Consider the following 14,217-nt stretch of genomic DNA (forward strand, 5'->3'; position numbering starts at 1 on the left):
CCGGCCGCGACCGGTCCCACCAGCGGCGGGGCGCCGCCCGGGCGTTCTCCGCCGTGCGGCGGCCGACGCGCGTCACGGTTCCCGGCCCTTGACGCTGGGCGCCGGCTGGGGATTGGCTGTGTGTGATCGGCCGATCGCGGGCCGATGCCAGAGCCGCCGCCGACGAGGATGAGGAAGTCTCGCGGTGCCCTTACCCCCGCCACCCCTCGGCCGTGACCGGCAGTGCCCGGCCCCGACTCCCGATCCGGCCCTGGACGACGTCCAACTCGGCGTCGCCCGTGCCGCGTTGACCCAGGGCCGCCGACAGCCGGTGCGTTCCCTGCTGGCCCGTACCGGCGACGACTGGGACCGGCGCGCACACCGGGTCGCCGTCCTCGCCCTCGAGCCGTACGCGGCCGCCTGGGCCGACGACTGGCTGACCGCCGAACCCGGCTGCGCCGACGCCGCCGCTCTGCTGGCCCTGGCCCGGGTCCGCCGGGCCCTGCGCGGCAAGGAGGACCCGGCCCTCGCCCGCGCCGCGTGCCGGTCGGCCGCCGAGCTGGCCCCCGCCGACCCGACTCCCTGGCTCGGTCTGCTGCAACTGGAGCGGACGGGCGGGGCGGAGACGGTGCGGATCTTCGAGGAGATCCGCTCCCGGCACCGCGACCACCACCACGCGCACCACCTCATGGTCGCCCGGCTCGCCGAACGCCGTGCGGACGGCGGCCCGGACCCGCTGCACGAGGTGTACGAGTTCGCGGCCTGGGCCGCCGAGCAGGCCCCCGCGGACTCCCCGCTGGTCATCCTCCCGGTCGTCGCGCACGCCGAGCGCTACCGCGTGCTGGCCGCCCACGGCTTCGCGCCGGCCGACGCAGCCGCGTCCGGGCACTGGCGCGACGACCGAGCCCGGGACGTGATGAAGGCCGCTTTCGACTGGTGGCTGGAGTGGGAGCACGACGGCCACCCCCGGCGTCTGGTCGACCTGAACTTCCTCGCCCACGCCAAGGTGTGCGAGGGCCGGGGCGCCGAGGCCGCCGCCCTCTTCCAGCGCATCGGCCGGCATGTCACCCACCAGCCCTGGTCGTACCCGGACCGCGACCCGGGCGAGGCCTTCCGGACGGCCCGGGCAGCCGCGCTCCGGACCGGCGGGGCGCGCCGCTGCCCGGAGGCGGGCGGGAAGTGATGACGGAAGTCTGACGTCGGCCCGGGATCCCTGGCCCCGGCGGGCCCCCGGGTGCTCGAATGGAAGGGTGAACCCCGAACCGTCCGAGCGACCCGGACGCCCCGCACCGCCGGAACAACCAGGACCGTCCGAACCGCCGGGACCCCCCGAGCGGCCGGGGCGGTCCGAGCGCCCGGACTCTCCCGAGCCGTCCGGGGAACGCGGTACGCCCGTCGGCCGGCGGGTGTTCCTCGGCACGCTCGCCCTGGGCGCCATGGGCGTGATCGCCGCGCCCCCGCTCCAGCGCGGCCTCGAGGCCTTCCTCGGCAGCGCGGCCGACAGGGACCCCACCGGTCTCACCGGGCTGCTCCCCAACGGCGGCGGCTTCCGCTACTACTCGGTGACCTCGTCCGTGCCGCACAAGAACGCCGCGAACTACCGCCTCACCGTGGACGGCCTGGTCGAGCGGCCCGCCACCTACACGCTGGCCGAGCTGCGGGCCATGCCCCAGACCCGGATGGTCAAGGACGTCCAGTGCGTCACCGGCTGGCGGGTGCCGGGCACCCCCTTCGAGGGCGTACGGCTGTCCGCGCTGCTGGACGCGGCCGGCGTGCGGAGCGCGGCCGGCGCGATCCGCTTCACCTGCTTCGACGGCGCCTACACCGAGAGCCTCACGCTGGCCCAGGCCCGTCGCGCCGACGTCCTGGTCGCGCTGCGGATGCAGGACAAGGACCTCGGCCACGACCACGGCGGACCCGTCCGCCTGTATGTGGCCCCCATGTACTTCTACAAGTCCGCCAAGTGGCTCTCCGGCATCACCGTCACCGAGAAGGTGCGCCCCGGCTACTGGGAGGACCGCGGCTACGACGTCGACGCCTGGGTCGGCCGTTCGAACGGGCGGGACGATGATCCTACGAGCTGAGGCGCGGCCCGCCGCGGAGGTGCGCCGCTTCACCCGCGCCGAGCGGTGGGTGCACCGCACCACGGCCCTGCTGATGGGCGTGTGCGTGGTGACCGCGTCCTTCCTGTACGTCCCCGAGTTCGCCCAGCTCGTGGGCCGCCGTGAGCTGGTGGTCCGCGTCCACGAGTGGGCGGGGCTGGCCCTGCCCGTGCCCGTGCTGGCCGGCCTGCTCTCCCGCGCGTTCCGCGCCGACCTCGGACACCTCAACCGCTTCGGCCCGCACGACCGGCGCTGGCTGCGGGCGGCCCTGCACCGGGACAAGCGCCGGGAGTCGCGGCCGGCGGCCAAGTTCAACGCCGGGCAGAAGGTCTACGCGTCCTGGATCGCGGGGGCGACCCTGGTCATGCTCGGCACGGGCCTGCTCATGTGGTTCACCCACCTCACCCCGATCATGTGGCGCACCAGTGCGACCTTCGTCCACGACTGGCTGGCCCTGACCATCGGCGTGGTCCTGGCCGGCCACATCGGCATGGCCCTGGGCGACCCGGAGGCCCGCCGCGGCATGCGCACCGGGTCGGTGAGCCGGGAATGGGCGGAGCGGGAACACCGTCTGTGGCGGCCCTGACTCCCGTCGGTCACCTCGGGACGCCCCGGCCGGTCCCCGTGCGCAGGACCGCGGCGAGCCGGGCCCGGCCCGGTGACCGGGGCGGGCCCGGCCGCCGATGCGGGACGGGGGCGACTCGTCGTGTGCTCCCGCCCCTCCCCGTCCGCTCCGCAGGCCCCGCACTCCCTAGAGGACGAGCGAGAGCAGCAGGACCACGCCGCCGGCGACCACCGAGACGATGGTCTCCATGACCGACCAGGTCTTGACGTTCTGGCCGACGCTCAGCCCGAAATACTCCTTGACCAGCCAGAAGCCGGCGTCATTGACATGGCTGAAGAACAGCGAGCCGGCGCCGACGGCCAGGACCAGCAGGGCGGTGTGCGTCGTCGACATGTCGGCCGCGAGCGGCGCGACGAGGCCGGCCGCCGAGATCGTCGCCACGGTCGCCGAACCGGTCGCCAGCCGGATCGCCACGGCGATCAGCCAGGCCAGCAGCAGGGCCGGTATCGACCAGTCCTTGGAGACGTCCAGGACCATCCGGCCCACGCCGCAGTCGATCAGCGTCTGCTTGAAGCCGCCGCCCGCGCCGACGATCAGCAGGATGCCCGCGATGGGCGCGAGCCCCTTGTCCACGAGCCGTGAGATCCGCTCCTTGCTGAAGCCCGCGGGCCGGCCCAGCGTGAAGATGCCGAGGAGCACCGCGGCGAGCAGCGCGATCAGCGGCGAGCCGACGACGTCGAACACGCGCTGCACGGTCTGCTCGGGGTCGTCCACGACGATGTCGACGAGCGCCTTGGACAGCATCAGCGCGACCGGCAGCAGGATGGTCGCCAGCGTGACGCCGAAGCCTGGGCGCCGCTCCAGTTCCTCGGAGGGCCGCTGCGGGATCATGCGGTCGGGGGCCGGGACGTCGACCCAGCGGGCGGCGACCTTCGAGAACAGCGGGCCGGCCACGACGACCGTCGGCACGGCGACGAGAACGCCGAGCGCCAGCGTGACGCCCAGATCGGCGCCGACCGCGTCGATCGCGACCAGCGGGCCGGGGTGCGGCGGGACGAGTCCGTGCATCACCGACAGACCGGCCAGCGCCGGGATGCCGATCCGCATGAGCGAGTAGTTGCCCCGCTTGGCGACCATCAGCACCACCGGGATCAGCAGCACCACGCCGACCTCGAAGAACAGCGGCAGGCCGATGACGGAGGCGATCAGCACCATCGCCCACGGCATCGAGCGGCCGCCGGCCTTGGCGAGGATCGTGTCCACGATCTGGTCGGCGCCGCCGGAGTCCGCGAGCAGTTTGCCGAGGATCGCGCCCAGCGCGATCAGCACGCCCACCCCGGCGACCGTGGCGCCCAGCCCGGTGGTGAAGGAGGCGATGGCCTTGTCGAGGGGCGCCCCGGCGAACGCGCCGAGCGCGAGCGAGCCGATGGTCAGCGCCAGGAAGGCGTGCAGCTTGAACTTGGTGATGAGCAGGACGATCACGGCGATGCCCGCCAGAACGGCGATGCCCAGTCGTGCGTGGCCGGCCGAGGTGATCGGCTCGACCGCGTCCGCCGCCAGCATCTCGACGCTGAGTCTCACGGGGGTTCCCTTGCGGTTGTTCGGGACGGGGGAGGGGAGAGGAGAGAGGGGTACGCGGCCGGAGGAGGTCACCCGGCCGGGAGGGGGAGCGGGTTCACGCGGGCGGGTCGGGAAGGGCGGCGAGCGCCGTCACGGCCCGGCCGGCGATGGCTTCGGGGCCCCCGGAGACGTCGACGACGACGCCCGCCTCGTCGGCCTGGAGCGGCTCGAGCGTGGCGAACTGGGAGTCCAGCAGCGCGGTCGGCATGAAGTGCCCCCGCCGGTGCGCCATGCGGTCCTCGATCAGGGACCGGTCGCCGGCCAGGTGCACGAAGACGACTCCCGGGGCCGCTGCCCGCAGCCGGTCGCGGTACGACCGCTTCAGCGCCGAGCAGCTGACCACCCCGCCGAGCCCGGCCCGCCCGTCCGCCCAGGCGCCGATGGCGTCGAGCCACGGCCACCGGTCGTCGTCGTCGAGCGGGGTGCCGGCCGACATCTTGGCGATGTTGGCCGGCGGGTGGAAGTCGTCGCCCTCGGCGTACGGGACGCCCAGCCGGGCGGCGAGCAGCGGACCGATGGTGGTCTTGCCCGTGCCCGCGACGCCCATCACCACGACGACATGGGGGGTGCGCATCTTCGCCTCGCTGTCTTCGTCGACACCTGACGCCACACCTGACGTCGACGACACTGAAACCGATTAGGTACGACGAATTCAAGAGGCTGTGACAAATAAGTCTGACTTTTTGGCTTCGTGATCTACCGCGTACTCTGTGTGCATGACCACTCCGGGCCGGGGTCTGCACGGCCGAGTACTGGACGCCCTGGGCCCCGCCATCACCGCGGGTGAGTACCCGCCGGGCAGCGTCCTGCGCACCGACGAACTGGCTCAGCGCTTCGACGTCTCCCGCTCCGTGATGCGCGAGGCGGTGCGTGTGCTGGAATCCATGCACCTGGTCGAGTCCCGCCGCCGCGTGGGCGTCACGGTGCGCCCCAGGGCAGAGTGGAACGTCTACGACCCGCAGGTCATCCGCTGGCGGCTGGCCGGCTCCGACCGCCCGCAGCAGCTGCGCTCGCTCACCGTCCTGCGCTCGGCGGTCGAGCCGGTCGCGGCGGCGCTGACGGCGACGCACGCCACGGCGGAGCAGTGCGCCGAGCTGACGCGCTGCGCGCTGGGCATGGTGGCCACCTCACGCGGCAACCGCCTCGAGGACTACCTCGTCCACGACGTCGCCTTCCACCGGGTGATCCTCACCGCGTCCGGCAACGAGATGTTCGCCCGGCTCGGCGACGTCGTCGCGGAGGTGCTGGCCGGCCGCACCCATCACGAGGTCATGTTCGAGGACCCCGACCCGGCCGCCGTCACGCTGCACGTGCAGGTCGCCGAAGCGGTCCGCGAGGGCGACCCGGTGCGCGCGGAGCGGCTCACCCGCGAGATCACGGTCGGCGCCCTACAGGAACTCGACATCCTCGCGCCCTGACCGGCCCGCGGCCCCCCGTCGGGGCCGGCTACCCGGGGAACTCGCCGTCCACGTACGCCCAGGCCCCGTCCACCCGCTCGAACCGGCTGCGCTCGTGCAGCGCCCCACCCCGGTACGACGCCCGGAACTCCACGACGCCGGCCTGGTGGAACGCGCTCCCCTCCGACGTGGCGAGGATCTCCAGACCCGTCCACCGCATTCCCGGTTCCAGCTCCAGCAGCTCCGGCCGCGTCCGCGGATGCCAGGTCCGCAGCAGGTAGGGCACGTCTCCCCGCACGAACGCGCTGTAGCGCGAACGCATCAGCGCCTCGGCGGTGGGGGCGGTCACGGTTCCCGCGTGGTAGCGGCCGCAGCACGCCCCGTACGGCTCGGACCGACCGCACGGACAGCCGTCGGGAGCGGCGGGGACGGTGCGGACGGCGGCGGAGGCGCCCTGGCGCGGGCGGGCGGAACGTCGGGCCATGGAGCCCATTGTGCCGGGCCCGCCACGGTGACCGTGCCGCCTCGGCACCGCGTCCCGGCACGACCGCGTCCCGGCATCACCGCGTCGCGGCGCGACCGCATACCGGCACGACCACATACCGGTTCGAGTGCATACCGGTACGACCGCATCCTGGCCCGACCGCATCCCGGCATCACCGCGTCGCGGGAACGACCGCGTCCTGGCAGCGACGGAAGTACGGCGCCACCGGATCTCGGATCACCGCGTCCCGGCGACGACGGGAGCACGACACCCCCGGCGGGGTGTCACGCCGAGGCCGCGCCCCGGCCCGCCGACAGGACCGGCAGCGGGGGCAGCGCCGTCCCGTGCACCCAGGCCTCGAACAGGTCGTCCAGCGGCTCCGGGGCGAACCGGGCCACGTGCGAGGCGAGCGTCGACGTCGTCACGGCCCCGCCCCGGTGCAGGGACAGCCAGGCGCGCAGCATCCGGAAGAACGCCTCGTCGCCCAGCGCGCAGCGCACCGCGTGCACCGTGAGGCCGCCGCGCTCGTAGAGCCGGTCGTCGAACATCGACTTGCGGCCGGGGTCCGCCAGGCGCAGATCCTGCGGCAGCGACGACAGCGTCCGGTGCGCCACGGCGGCCAGTTGCTGCGCGCTGCGCCCTCCCGACCGCTCCGACCACAGCCACTCCGCGTACTTGGCGAACCCCTCGTTCAGCCAGATGTGCCGCCAGTCGGCGATGGACACGCTGTTGCCGAACCACTGGTGCGCCAGCTCGTGCGCCACCAGCCGCTCCGAACCCCGGGCCCCGTCCACGTGGTTGGCGCCGAACAGCGACAACCCCTGCGCCTCGACCGGGACATCGAGCTCCTCCTCCGTCACCACGACCGCGTACTCGTCGAACGGGTAAGGCCCGAAGAGCTGTTGGAAGAGGTGCATCATCCCGGGCTGTCGCGCGAAGTCCCGTGAGAACTCCGCCAGCAGATGCGCCGGAATGTGTCCGTGCTGCGGCACCCCGCCGAGCCCCGGATCGCCCAGCAGGACGGTCTGGTACTCGCCGATGGACAGACCCACCAGATAGCTCGACGTCGGCGCCGACTGCTCGTACACCCAGGTCGTCGTCGAGGCCTTCGCGGTCCGTGTGAGCAGCCGCCCGCCCGCCACCACCGAGTACGCGGACGGCGTCGTGACCGATATCAGATACGAGGCCTTGTCCGCGGGCCGGTCGTTGCACGGGTACCAGGACGGCGCGCCCACGGGCTGGCTCGCCACCAGCGCCCCGTCGTCCAGCTCCTCCCAGCCGATGCCGCCCCACGGACTGTTCACCGGCTTGGGGTTGCCCGACCAGTGCACCTCGACGGTGAAGGCCGCCCCGGCCCGGATCGGCTTGGCCGGACGGATGCGCAGCCGGCCGCCCCGGTGCGTGTAGTGCGGCTGCCGGCCGTCCACCCGCACCCGGCCGATCTTGAAGTCGGCCAGGTTCAGCTGGAACTCGGCCAGCGACGCACGCCCGGCGATCGCGTTGATCCGCGCCGCCCCCGACAGCCGGTTGGGACCCGGCCGGTAGTCCAGCGTGAGCTCGTAACGGTGCACCCGGTACCGGGGGTCGCCGTTGGCCGGGAAATACGGATCCGGCCCGACCGTCTGCTGAACTGCCACGTCCCCGTCCGCTCCCTGACCTGTGCTCGAACCACCCGCCGCCGGTCCACCGCTCACCGACTCCGAGTAGCCCCTTTTCAGGGACGCCATGCCTCGATCGGGTTGCCGAGCCAGCGGGTGTCGTCCGGGACGGACTCCGCGGCCATGACGAGCGACGCGGGACCCAGGGTCGTCCGGGCCCCGATCGTGCTGCCGGGCAGCACGATCCCGCCAGGGCCCAGCGTGGCGCCCTCACGGAGGACCACAGTATCCGTCCGCAAGATCCGGTCGTGGAAGAGGTGAGTCTGCAGCACGCACCCACGGTTGACCGTGACGCCGTCCTCCAGCGTCACCAGGTCCGACTCGGGCAGCCAGTAGCTCTCCACCCACGTGCCCCTGCCGATCCGTGCGCCGAGCCCGCGCAGCCACGCCGTCATCACCGGAGTGCCCGGCACCGCGCCCGCCAGCCACGGCACGGCCACCACCTCGACGAACGTGTCCGCCAGCTCGTTGCGCCACACGAAACCGCTCCACAGCGGATGCTCCCCGGCGCGATGCCGGCCGACCAGCAGCCACTTGGCGACGACGGACACCACCGCCGCCGCGAAGCCCACGCCCAGCAGCACCACGCCCGCCAGCAGGGGCGCCCACGCCCCCAGCGCGCACAGCACGGCCACCGTCGTCACGCCCAGCGCGGTCGAGCACAGCACGGGCACGATCCTGCACAGCTCCACCAGCGCCCGCGCCCACAACAGCCGCGTGGGCGGCTCGTACGTCAGGCTGTCGTCGCCGTCCGCCGCGTGCCGGGGCAGCTTCACCGGGGGCAGCCCCAGATACGAGGTGCCCTTCTTCGCCTTCTTCGGCGTCGCCGACAGCACGCCCACCAGCCCGCCGTCCGGCACCGACCTGCCCGGCGCGGTCATTCCCGAGTTCCCCAGGAACGCCCGCCGCCCGATCTCCGCCCGCCCGACGCGCACCCAGCCGCCGCCCAGCTCGTACGGCGCGGTCAGCGTGTCGTCGGCGAGGAACGCGCCCTCGCCGACCGTCGTCAGGCTCGGCAGGGCCAGCACGGTCGACACCTCGGCGCCCCGCCCGATCCGCATGCCCAGCAGCCGCAGCCACACCGGCGTGACCAGCCCCGCGTACAGCGGGAACAGCGTCTCGCGCGCCCGGTCCATCAGCTGGGTGACGGTCCAGGCCTGCCAGCCGACCCGGCCGTGCGCCGGGTGCGTACCCTCCCGCAGCCCCAGGCTCAGCAGCCGGACGGCGACCAGCACCAGCAGCGCGTACGCCGCCCCGTAGGCCAGCGTGGCGGGCACGAGCGCGACGGCCGCCCCCCGCACGGCCTGCCCGAGCCCGTCGCCGGGCGTCACGAACAGCGACGCCACCAGCAGCGCCGCCGCGCCCGACAGCGCCGGAAGCAGCGTGAGCCCGAGCCCCGACACGCCGTACATCGCCCGCCAGTACCGGCTCTGCGGCGGCCGCTCCTCTGGCCAGTTGCGCTTGGCCCGGCCGAGCTTGACCGCGGGCGCTCCCGCCCACCGCTGACCGGTCGGGATCTGCCCGGTGACCGCCGAACCCGGCGCCACCTCGGCCCGTTTGCCGACGCGGGCGCCCGGGAAGAGCGTGCTGCGCGTGCCGACGACCGCGTGCGCCCCCACCCTTACCGAGCCGACCTCCAGCCGGTCGCCGTCCAGCCAGTACCCGGACAGGTCCACCTCGGACTCCACGGCCGCGCCCCGGCCCAGCCTCAGCAGGCCGGTGACCGGCGGCAGCGTGTGCAGGTCCACGTCGGGACCGATCCTGGCGCCCAGCGCCCGCGCGTACCGCTGCAGCCAGGCCCCGGTCAGCGAGGTCGCCCCGCTGAACTCGGCCAGCCGCTCGGCCGCCCACAGCCGCACATGGACCGAGCCGCCCCGCGGATGACGGCCGGGCCGCACACCCCGCAGCAGCAGCCGCACCCCGCCCGCACCGAGCGCGAGCCGTCCCGGCGGACTGAAGAACAGCAGGATCCCGGCGGCCACCAGCCACCACGGAGCGGTCGGCAGCCAGCCGTAGGCGGGCAGCACATCGCCCAGCGCGGCCAGCGCGACCGTCCAGCGCAGCCCGACCAGCGTGAACAGCGGCAGGAGCAGCACGAGCTGCAGGAACTGGGTCCGCTTCGGCACGGGCGCGATCGCGCGGCTGCCGGCGTCGTCCTGCGCCGAGGCCTCCAGCCGGCGGGCCAGCTTGCGCAGCGTCGGCTGCTGGTAGACGTCCAGCACCGCGGCGCCGGGATAGCGGGTACGCAGCCGGGTGGTGAGCTGGGCCGCGCCCAGACTGCTGCCGCCGATCGCGAAGAAGTCGTCGGAGGCGGAGGCGACCGGGACGCCCAGGACCTCCGTCCACTGTTCGGCGAGCCAGGCCTCGGTGCCGTACAGCTGCTCGGCCCGGCCGCCCCTCTCCAGCCCCGCCAGCGGCCAGGGCAGTGCGTTGCGGTCGACCTTCCCCGACGTGCGCGTCGGCAGGTCCGGCACCGGCGCCAGCAGCGGCACCAGGGCCGCGGGCAGCTCGGCGCGCAGCCGCTCCACGGCCGCCGCCTGGTCCCAGCCGTCCTGCGTGACGACGTACCCGACGAGCAGCTGGTTGCCGCCGCGCGCGGTCCGCACGGCCGCGGCCGCGCCCGCCACGCCCGGCAGCGCCTGCAGCGCAGCGTCCACCTCGCCCAGCTCGATGCGCCGTCCGCCCAGCTTGATCTGCTCGTCGGCCCGGCCGAGGAAGACGAGTCCCTCGGCGTCCGCGCGCACCAGGTCGCCGCTGCGGTACGCCCGTTCCCAGCCCAGCGACTCCAGCGGCGCGTACTTCTCCGCGTCCTTCTCGGCGTCGAGATAGCGCGCGAGCCCGACCCCGCCGATCACGAGCTGTCCGCTGCCGCCCAGCGGCACGGGCTCGCCGGCCTCGTCCACGACCGCCAGCTCCCAGCCCCTGAGCGGCAGCCCGATCCTGATCGGCTCCTCGCCCGACATCAGCGAGGCGCAGGCGACCACGGTCGCCTCGGTCGGACCGTAGGTGTTCCAGACCTCGCGCCCCTCCGTCACCAGGCGCTGTACCAGCTCGGGCGGACAGGCCTCGCCGCCGAAGATCAGCAGGCGGACGTCGTTGAGGGTCCCGGGCTCCCAGAGCGCGGCAAGCGTGGGCACCGTGGAGACCACCGTGATCTCCTGCTCGACCAGCCACGGCCCCAGATCTGCGCCGCTGCGGACCTGGGAGCGCGGGACGGGCACCAGACAGGCGCCGTACCGCCAGGCGAGCCACATCTCCTCGCAGGAGGCGTCGAAGGCGACCGACAGCCCGGCCATGACCCGGTCGCCCGGCCCGATGGGCTCCTCGGCGAGGAACAGGGCGGCCTCGGCGTCCACGAAGGCGGCCGCGGCGCGGTGGCTGACGGCGACGCCCTTGGGCCTGCCCGTCGAGCCGGAGGTGAAGATGATCCAGGCGTCGTGCTCGGGGCCGGGGCGCGCGGCGGGGGCCGTCGCGGACGTCCCGTGGACGGTGATCTCGCGCCCGGCGCCGACGACGGCCCGCACCCCGGCCTCGCCGAACACCAGCTCGGCCCGCTCGTCGGGGTCCTCGGCGTCCACCGGGACATAGGCAGCGCCGGCGGCGAGGACGGCCAGGATCGCCACGTAGAGGTCGTTGGTTCCGGACGGGACGCGCACGCCCACCCGGTCGCCGAGCCCGACCCCGGCGGCGGCCAGCCGGCGCCGGAGGTTCTCCGCCTCGACGGCGAGGGCGCGATAGGTGAGGGAGACGACGCCGTCGTCCAGGGCCGGCTCGTCCGGGAAGGACCGCACCGTCGCGTCGAGGACGTCGACCAGGGTGCGGGGAGAGGCGGCGGGGCCGCCGGAGAAGCGGGCGGTGTCGCCGAGTTGTGCGCGGATTTCTTCGTCGAGCAGGCCGAGAGCACTGCCCTCGTGTGTGGCTGCCATCGGTCCTCGCGTCTCGATCCCGGAAGCCTCCGGGGCGCCGGCGGGCCCGCAGGTCTGCCTGGGGTTGTCCGGTCCAGCTCCGTAACAAGCCGGATATTTTAGTACGACGCTAGGCACGCCCACCGGCGACGGCCACCCGGGCGGGCCGTCCGGGGGGCCCGGGAAGATCGTCGGCACACCGCTGACCTGCGCGGCCACCGCCACGGGGAGATCTGCCCCACACAGGCGGGAAGGACGCCGTGCGTCCCCTGGCACCGTCCGTCCGGGCACGGCCGTGCCGGCCCCGGAGCGCGCCGTCCGAACGCCGAAGAGGGTGGCCCCGGCCGACCGGCCGGAACCACCCTCTCTGGATCTGTGTCCGAGGGGGGACTTGAACCCCCACGCCCGATAAAGGGCACTAGCACCTCAAGCTAGCGCGTCTGCCATTCCGCCACCCGGACAAGGTGTCTGTCGTGCGCGGTTTCCCTCGCGGCGACGTCGTAAACATTACCAGGCTTTCCGGGGTGCCCGATCACGGGAGGCGGGGCCCCGGCGGGCGGTCCGGCGCGGGCGGCGGGTGACGGGCCGGGACCGGTCTTGGGCGGGGGCCCGGGGGAGGGGGAGGATGAGGGGGACCCACCAGCGGCGACAGCGGGAGGAACCATCGTGAGCGCGACGGACGACACGGCCAGGAGCGTCACCGGCGAGGACGAGGTCGTGGACCTCTGCCGCGAGCTGATCCGGATCGACACCAGCAACTACGGAGACCACTCGGGCCCGGGCGAGCGCAAGGCGGCCGAATGGGTCGCCGAGAAGCTCGCCGAGGTGGGTCTCGAACCGGAGATCTTCGAGTCCCACCCGGGCCGCGCCTCCACGGTGGCCCGCATCGCGGGCGAGGACCCGTCCAGGCCCGCGCTCCTCATCCACGGCCACCTCGACGTCGTCCCGGCCAACGCGGCCGACTGGACCCACGACCCCTTCTCGGGGGAGGTCGCCGACGGCTGCGTGTGGGGCCGCGGCGCGGTCGACATGAAGGACATGGACGCGATGACGCTGGCCGTCGTCCGCGACCGGCTGCGCTCCGGGCGCAGGCCTCCGCGCGACATCGTGCTGGCGTTCCTGGCCGACGAGGAGGCGGGCGGCACCTACGGCGCCCGCCACCTCGTCGACCACCACCGCCATCTGTTCGACGGCGTCACCGAGGCGATCAGCGAGGTGGGCGGGTTCTCGTTCACCGTCAGCGAGGAGCGCCGGCTCTACCTCGTCCAGACGGCCGAGAAGGGCATGCACTGGATGAAGCTGACCGTGGCCGGGACCGCGGGACACGGCTCGATGATCCACCGCGACAACGCCATCACCGAGCTGTCCGAGGCCGTCGCGCGGCTCGGCCGGCACACCTTCCCCGTGCGGGTCACCAAGACGACCCGGGCCTTCCTCGACGAGCTCGGCGACGCGCTGGGCACCCAGCTGGACCCCGAGGACATGCAGGCGACCCTGGTCCGGCTCGGCGGCATCGCCAAGCTGATCGGCGCGACCCTGAGCAACACCGCCAACCCGACCCAGCTCGGCGCCGGCTACAAGGTCAACGTCATCCCCGGCGAGGCCACCGCGCACGTCGACGGGCGTTTCCTGCCCGGGTACGAGGAGGAGTTCCTGGCCGACCTCGACCGGATCCTCGGTCCGAACGTGCGCCGCGAGGACGTGCATTCCGACAAGGCCCTCGAGACGTCCTTCGACGGAGCGCTGGTCGAGGCGATGCAGTCCTCGCTGCTCGCCGAGGACCCGACGGCGAAGGCCGTCCCCTACATGCTCTCGGGCGGCACCGACGCCAAGTCCTTCGACGACCTCGGCATCCGCGGGTTCGGCTTCGCCCCGCTCAAGCTGCCGCCGGAGCTGGACTTCGCCGGGATGTTCCACGGCGTCGACGAGCGGGTCCCGGTGGACGGGCTGAAGTTCGGGGTGCGCGTGCTGGACCGCTTCATCGACGCGTCCTGAGACGTCCCGGTGAGACGTCCCGGTGAGAGACGGGCGTTCACGGGACGAAGAAAATCGACCGCCTGTACGGGCGCGACTGGGAAGAGTGAATGCGCCGATAAGCGCGTAGCCCCATTAATCCTGCCTCGTTACTGGTGACATGCGATCCGTTGCTTGGGATCGCTTTGCCAACGAGGAGGAATAATGATCAAGAAGGTCGTCGCTGCTGCGGCTGCCACTGGTGGGCTGGTTCTCGCGGGTGCGGGCCTGGCCGTCGCCGACGCCGGAGCCCAGGGTGCCGCGGTGCACTCCCCGGGTGTCGCGTCCGGCAACGTCATCCAGGTTCCCGTGCACGTCCCGGTGAACGTCTGCGGCAACACGATCTCGGTGATCGGGCTGCTGAACCCCGCCTTCGGCAACATCTGCGTCAACGACTGACGTCGGCCCGCTGAGGGGTCGTCCACACCGTCGGCCCCGGAGCGCACGCCATGCGCTCCGGGGCCGACCGGTCTTTTCCCGAAGGAAAGGCCGAA

Annotated in this window: 11 protein-coding genes and 1 tRNA gene; 6 read left to right on the forward strand and 6 right to left on the reverse strand. The window is 73.5% G+C overall.

Features of this window, described 5'->3' with window-relative positions:
• The first annotated feature begins 184 nt into the window (after window positions 1-184).
• The 3 genes from IE239_RS08475 to IE239_RS08485 all read left to right on the forward strand — a co-directional run bounded on the left by IE239_RS08475 (window position 185) and on the right by IE239_RS08485 (window position 2,667).
• Entirely contained in the window at window positions 185-1,162 is a 978-nt protein-coding gene (locus IE239_RS08475) for a hypothetical protein (protein ID WP_190148660.1), read from the forward strand.
• 67 nt (window positions 1,163-1,229) lie between these two features.
• Window positions 1,230-2,063: a molybdopterin-dependent oxidoreductase gene (locus tag IE239_RS08480; protein ID WP_373308072.1), complete on the forward strand. Its 834-nt coding sequence runs from the start codon at window positions 1,230-1,232 to the stop codon at window positions 2,061-2,063.
• Entirely contained in the window at window positions 2,047-2,667 is a 621-nt protein-coding gene (locus tag IE239_RS08485) for a cytochrome b/b6 domain-containing protein (RefSeq protein ID WP_190148661.1), read from the forward strand. Before IE239_RS08480 ends, IE239_RS08485 begins: the two co-directional genes overlap by 17 nt.
• A 165-nt stretch (window positions 2,668-2,832) precedes the next feature.
• Here IE239_RS08485 and IE239_RS08490 read toward each other — a convergent pair whose 3' ends face one another.
• Window positions 2,833-4,209, reverse strand: a complete 1,377-nt coding sequence (locus IE239_RS08490) for a GntT/GntP/DsdX family permease (RefSeq protein WP_190148856.1) — start codon at window positions 4,207-4,209, stop codon at window positions 2,833-2,835.
• Between the two features lie 112 nt (window positions 4,210-4,321).
• Entirely contained in the window at window positions 4,322-4,840 is a 519-nt protein-coding gene (locus tag IE239_RS08495; RefSeq protein WP_190148662.1) for a gluconokinase, read from the reverse strand.
• Window positions 4,841-4,982: 142 nt separating this feature from the next.
• On the opposite strand from IE239_RS08495, the gene IE239_RS08500 reads away from it, so the two are divergent.
• Window positions 4,983-5,684: a FadR/GntR family transcriptional regulator gene (locus IE239_RS08500; protein WP_190148663.1), complete on the forward strand. Its 702-nt coding sequence runs from the start codon at window positions 4,983-4,985 to the stop codon at window positions 5,682-5,684.
• Between the two features lie 28 nt (window positions 5,685-5,712).
• Here the strand turns inward: IE239_RS08500 and IE239_RS08505 are convergent, their stop codons facing one another.
• The 4 genes from IE239_RS08505 to IE239_RS08520 all read right to left on the reverse strand — a co-directional run bounded on the left by IE239_RS08505 (window position 5,713) and on the right by IE239_RS08520 (window position 12,171).
• Window positions 5,713-6,147 (reverse strand): YchJ family protein, encoded by a 435-nt coding sequence (locus IE239_RS08505; protein WP_190148664.1) that lies wholly within the window; start codon window positions 6,145-6,147, stop codon window positions 5,713-5,715.
• Window positions 6,148-6,431: 284 nt separating this feature from the next.
• Window positions 6,432-7,784, reverse strand: a complete 1,353-nt coding sequence (locus IE239_RS08510) for a M1 family metallopeptidase (protein ID WP_190148665.1) — start codon at window positions 7,782-7,784, stop codon at window positions 6,432-6,434.
• A 77-nt stretch (window positions 7,785-7,861) separates the two neighbouring features.
• Complete coding sequence (locus tag IE239_RS08515) at window positions 7,862-11,731, reverse strand: Pls/PosA family non-ribosomal peptide synthetase (RefSeq protein ID WP_190148666.1); 3,870 nt, start codon at window positions 11,729-11,731, stop codon at window positions 7,862-7,864.
• A 355-nt stretch (window positions 11,732-12,086) separates the two neighbouring features.
• Window positions 12,087-12,171, reverse strand: a tRNA-Leu gene (locus tag IE239_RS08520).
• A gap of 205 nt (window positions 12,172-12,376) precedes the next feature.
• Here IE239_RS08520 and IE239_RS08525 point away from each other — a divergent pair.
• Both IE239_RS08525 and chpH read left to right on the forward strand, forming a co-directional pair.
• Window positions 12,377-13,705 carry a M20/M25/M40 family metallo-hydrolase gene (locus IE239_RS08525; protein ID WP_190148667.1) on the forward strand — a complete coding sequence of 443 codons (1,329 nt, stop codon included), beginning with the start codon at window positions 12,377-12,379 and terminating at the stop codon, window positions 13,703-13,705.
• A gap of 183 nt (window positions 13,706-13,888) precedes the next feature.
• Window positions 13,889-14,122 carry a chaplin ChpH gene (gene chpH / locus IE239_RS08530; RefSeq protein ID WP_190148668.1) on the forward strand — a complete coding sequence of 78 codons (234 nt, stop codon included), beginning with the start codon at window positions 13,889-13,891 and terminating at the stop codon, window positions 14,120-14,122.
• The last annotated feature ends 95 nt before the right edge of the window (window positions 14,123-14,217 follow it).

Source organism: Streptomyces humidus (assembly GCF_014649655.1).
Taxonomy (GTDB): Bacteria; Actinomycetota; Actinomycetes; order Streptomycetales; family Streptomycetaceae; genus Streptomyces; species Streptomyces humidus.

Excerpts from the sequence above, each read along its gene's own strand:
- IE239_RS08485 (WP_190148661.1), top strand. The coding sequence starts at position 2,047 with ATGATCCTACGAGCTGAGGCGCGGCCCGCCGCGGAGGTGCGCCGCTTC.
- IE239_RS08490 (WP_190148856.1), bottom strand. The coding sequence starts at position 4,209 with ATGCTGGCGGCGGACGCGGTCGAGCCGATCACCTCGGCCGGCCACGCA.
- IE239_RS08495 (WP_190148662.1), bottom strand. The coding sequence starts at position 4,840 with ATGCGCACCCCCCATGTCGTCGTGGTGATGGGCGTCGCGGGCACGGGC.
- IE239_RS08500 (WP_190148663.1), top strand. The coding sequence starts at position 4,983 with ATGACCACTCCGGGCCGGGGTCTGCACGGCCGAGTACTGGACGCCCTG.
- IE239_RS08505 (WP_190148664.1), bottom strand. The coding sequence starts at position 6,147 with ATGGCCCGACGTTCCGCCCGCCCGCGCCAGGGCGCCTCCGCCGCCGTC.
- IE239_RS08515 (WP_190148666.1), bottom strand. The coding sequence starts at position 11,731 with ATGGCAGCCACACACGAGGGCAGTGCTCTCGGCCTGCTCGACGAAGAA.
- chpH (WP_190148668.1), top strand. The coding sequence starts at position 13,889 with ATGATCAAGAAGGTCGTCGCTGCTGCGGCTGCCACTGGTGGGCTGGTT.